General features: G+C 74.0%; 1 protein-coding gene. It reads left to right on the top strand.

Features of this window, described 5'->3' with window-relative positions; genetic code table 11:
- Positions 1 to 4,273, top strand: a 4,273-nt coding sequence (locus tag AB0G63_RS38865; protein WP_360760558.1) for an SDR family NAD(P)-dependent oxidoreductase, incomplete at both ends; no start/stop codon positions are given.

The raw sequence follows: 4,273 nt of genomic DNA, 5'->3' as shown, positions 1-4,273 counted from the left end.
ACGGCGCCAAGGTCGACTGGCAGGCGCTGCTTGCCGGGTACGACGCCGCACGGGTGGACCTGCCCACCTACGCCTTCCAGCGTGAGCGCTACTGGGCCGAGCAGTCCGCCGGTGACGCCCAGGTGGCGGCCGCTGGGCTCGCCGAGGCGGGACATCCGCTGCTCGGGGCCGCGGTGCGGGTCGCGGACGGGGACCAGTACGTGCTGACCGGGCGGCTGTCGCTGCAGAGCCACCCGTGGCTCGCCGACCACGCCGTGGGGGAGACCGTGCTGCTGCCCGGGGCCGCGTTCGTCGAACTCGCCGTACGGGCCGGAGACGAGGCCGGGTGCGGTCTGCTGCGCGAACTCACCCTGGAGGCGCCGCTGCTGCTGCCCGCGAGCGGTGCGCTCCAGCTCCAAGTGGTCGTGGGCGCACCCGCCGAGAACGGCGACCGGACGGTCACCGTCCATTCCCACCCCGCGGACGACGCCGACGCGCCGTGGACGCGGCATGCGACCGGGTCCGCCGCTCGTACCGCGGCCGGTGCGGGGGAGGAGCTGACGGAGTGGCCGCCGCCGAGCGCCGAGTCCGTGGAGCTGGACGGGTTCTATGAGAAGGCGGCAGAGACCGGATATGCCTACGGGCCCGCGTTCCAGGGGCTGAAGGCCGCCTGGCAGCAGGGGACGACCATATGGGCCGAGGTGGCACTGGCCGCGGAACAGGCCGAAACGGCAGGCGAGTTCGGGATTCACCCGGCGCTGCTCGACGCTGCCCTGCACGCCGTTCTGCTCGGCGGACCCGTCGACGGCGTGCGGCTGCCCTTCGAGTGGAGCGGGGTGTCCCTGCATGCCACCGGCGCCACCGCGCTGCGCGTCCGGATCGACACGGCGGATTCCGGCACGCTGACCCTGCACCTGGCCGACCCGGCCGGCCGCCCCGTGGGAACCGTCGACGCGCTCGGCCTGATGCCGGTGACCGCCGACCACCTCACCGGGCCGGGCCCGGCGCCCCTGTACCGCGTGGCCTGGACCGACGCCGCACTGCCGGACACGGCGGCCGACGGCGACCGGGTCGAGCTCGGCGGCGAGCGCTTTCCCGACCTGGCCGCACTGATCGCGGCCCTGGACGGCGGCGCCGACGCACCCGCCCGCGTCGTCGTCACCCCCCACGTCCCGGACTCCGCCGCCGGCCTCGCGCACCGTGCCCGGACGGCCACCGCCGACCTGTTGGACCTGCTCAGCACGTGGCTCGCCGACGAACGGCTCGCCGCCTCACGGCTGATCCTGACCACCTCGGGGGCCGTCCGCGCCCGGGACACCGACAGCGCGCCCGACCCGGTCCAGGCCGCCATGTGGGGGCTGGTGCGCTCCGCGCAGTCCGAGAACCCCGACCGCATCCAGCTCGTCGACCTCGACGGTACCCCGGCCTCCCATACGGCCCTGGACCGCGCCGTCGCCGCCGGCGTCCCCCACCTCGCCCTGCGGGACGGCACCCCGGCCGTTCCCAGACTGGTCCGCGCCGAACCCGGCACCGGCACCGTCGACTGGGGTGACGGGACGGTTCTGGTCACCGGTGGGACCGGGGCGCTGGGTGCGCTGGTGGCGCGGCATCTGGCGGGTGAGCACGGTGTGAAGCGTCTGGTGCTGACGAGCCGGCGGGGTGCGGAGGCTCCGGGTGCGGCTGAACTCGTCGGGGAGCTGCGTGCGTTGGGTGCGGAGTCGGTGGAGGTGGTGGCGTGTGATGTGGCGGATCGGGAGGCGGTGGCGGCGTTGTTGGGGTCGTTGCCGGGCCGGTTGTGCGGGGTTGTGCATTGTGCGGGTGTGCTGGACGACGGTCTGGTGGGGTCGCTGACCGCGGAGCGGCTGGATGCGGTGATGCGGCCGAAGGCGGACGCGGCCTGGCATCTGCACGAGCTGACCCGCGACGCCGACTTGGACGCCTTCGTGCTCTTCTCCTCCGCGGCGGGTGTGTTCGGCAACCCGGGACAGGGCAACTACGCCGCCGCCAACGCCTTCCTCGACGCCCTCGCCGAACAACGGCACGACCAGGGACTGCCCGCGCTGTCCCTGGCCTGGGGACTGTGGGAGCAGTCCAGCGGCATGCTGGCCCACCTCGACGGCGGCGACTCCGAAACGGCGGCGCGGGCCGGCGTCCTGCCGCTCACCGCGGCACAGGGACTCGCGGCCCTGGACGCGGCCACCGCATCCGGTGACGGCCTGCTCGTACCGGTCCGCCTGGACCTCGCCACCTTGCGTGCGCGGGCTGCCGCGGGACTCCTGCCCGACCTGCTCAGCGGATTCGTCCGCACCCCCGCGCGCCGTACCGCCGGCACCTCCGCCGACGGCGACACCTCGGAGCTCGCCCAGCGGCTGGCCGGCCTCGCCGAGCCGGAGCGCGAACGCCTCGCCCTCGACGCCGTACGCGACACCGTCGCGGCCGTCCTCGGCCACGCCGACGGCAGCGCCATCGAGCCCGGCAAGGCGTTCAAGGAGCTGGGCTTCGACTCCCTGACCGCGGTCGAGCTCCGCAATCGCCTCACCACCCTCACCGGCCTGAAACTCCCCGCCACCCTGGTCTTCGACCACCCCACACCCGACACCCTCGCCCGGTACCTCCTCACCGGCCTGGTCGGCACCGACAGCCGGGCGACCCCGGCCGCTCGCACGGCGGCCCGCGCCACGGCCGCCGACGAACCGATCGCCATCGTCGGCATGGCCTGCCGCTACCCCGGCGGAGTCACCTCCCCCGAAGACCTGTGGCACCTGGTCGCGGACGGTCGCGACGCCGTCGCCGAGTTCCCCGACGACCGCGGCTGGGACCTCGACACCCTCTACGACCCCGAAGGACGGCGCCCCGGCAGCTCGTACACCCGCTCCGGCGGCTTCCTCCGCGACGCCGCCGACTTCGACCCCGACCTGTTCGGCATCTCCCGCCGCGAAGCCGTCACCATGGACCCACAGCAGCGGCTCCTGCTGGAGACCACCTGGGAGGCCTTCGAACGCGCCGGGCTCGACCCCCTCTCCCTCAAGGGCAGCGACACAGGTGTCTTCGCCGGGGTCATGTACCACGACTACGCAACCCACGTGGAGCACGCCGCCGACAGCGCCGAGGGCTACCTGCTCACCGGCACCTCCGGCAGCGTCGTCTCCGGCCGTGTCGCCTACACCTTCGGCCTGGAGGGCCCCGCCGTCACCGTCGACACCGCCTGCTCCTCCTCGCTGGTCGCACTGCACCTCGCCGCGCAGGCCCTGCGGCAGGGCGAGTGCTCCCTCGCCCTGGCCGGCGGCGTCACCGTCATGGCCACACCCGGCGTCTTCGTCGAGTTCAGCAAGCAGCGGGGACTGTCCCCGGACGGCCGCTGCAAGTCCTTCTCCGCCTCGGCGGACGGCACCGGCTGGTCGGAGGGCGTGGGCGTACTGCTCCTGGAACGCCTGTCGGACGCCCGCCGCAACGGCCATCAGGTGCTCGCCGTCGTACGGGGTTCCGCCGTCAACCAGGACGGCGCCAGCAACGGCCTCACCGCTCCGAACGGCCCCTCCCAGCAGCGCGTCATCCAACAGGCCCTGGCAGCGGCACGACTGAGCCCGGCGGACGTCGACACCGTGGAGGCGCACGGCACCGGCACCACCCTCGGCGATCCCATCGAGGCGCAGGCCCTGCTCGCGACGTACGGGCAGGAGCGCGCCGAGGACCGACCGCTCTGGCTGGGGTCCATCAAATCCAACCTGGGCCACGCGCAGGCTGCCGCGGGTGTGGCGGGTGTGATCAAGATGGTGATGGCGATGCGGCATGGTGTGTTGCCGCGGACGTTGCATGTGGGGGAGCCGTCGCCGCATGTGGACTGGTCGGCGGGTGGGGTGGAGCTGCTGACGGAGGCGGTGCCGTGGCCGCGGACGGGGCGCCCGCGGCGGGCGGGTGTCTCCTCCTTCGGAGCCAGCGGGACGAACGCGCACGTGATCGTGGAGCAGGTCCCGGAGGAGTCTCCTGCGGTGGAGGCGCGGGACGGCGGCTCCCCGAGTGAGGTCTCCGGTCTGGTGCCGTGGGTGGTGTCGGGGCGTGGCGTCCAGGCACTGCGGGACCAGGCGCGACGGCTGCGCGAGTACGCCGGTCAGGCGGCGGATCCTGCTGCGGTGGGGTCGGCGTTGGCCGGGTCGCGGGCTGCGTTGGAGCAGCGGGGTGTGGTGTTGGCGCGAGATGTGGAGGGGTTCCGTGCTGGGTTGGATGCGCTGGCGGGGGGTGTGCCGGCGGCTGGTGTGGTGCGCGGTTCGGTGGTCTCCGGTGGCCGGGTGGCGTT

The sequence above is a fragment of the Streptomyces sp. NPDC020996 genome (assembly GCF_040641355.1).
Lineage (GTDB): Bacteria > Actinomycetota > Actinomycetes > Streptomycetales > Streptomycetaceae > Streptomyces.
Note: the sequence above shows the minus strand (reverse complement) of the source record. Positions and strands in the feature narration are given on the sequence as shown.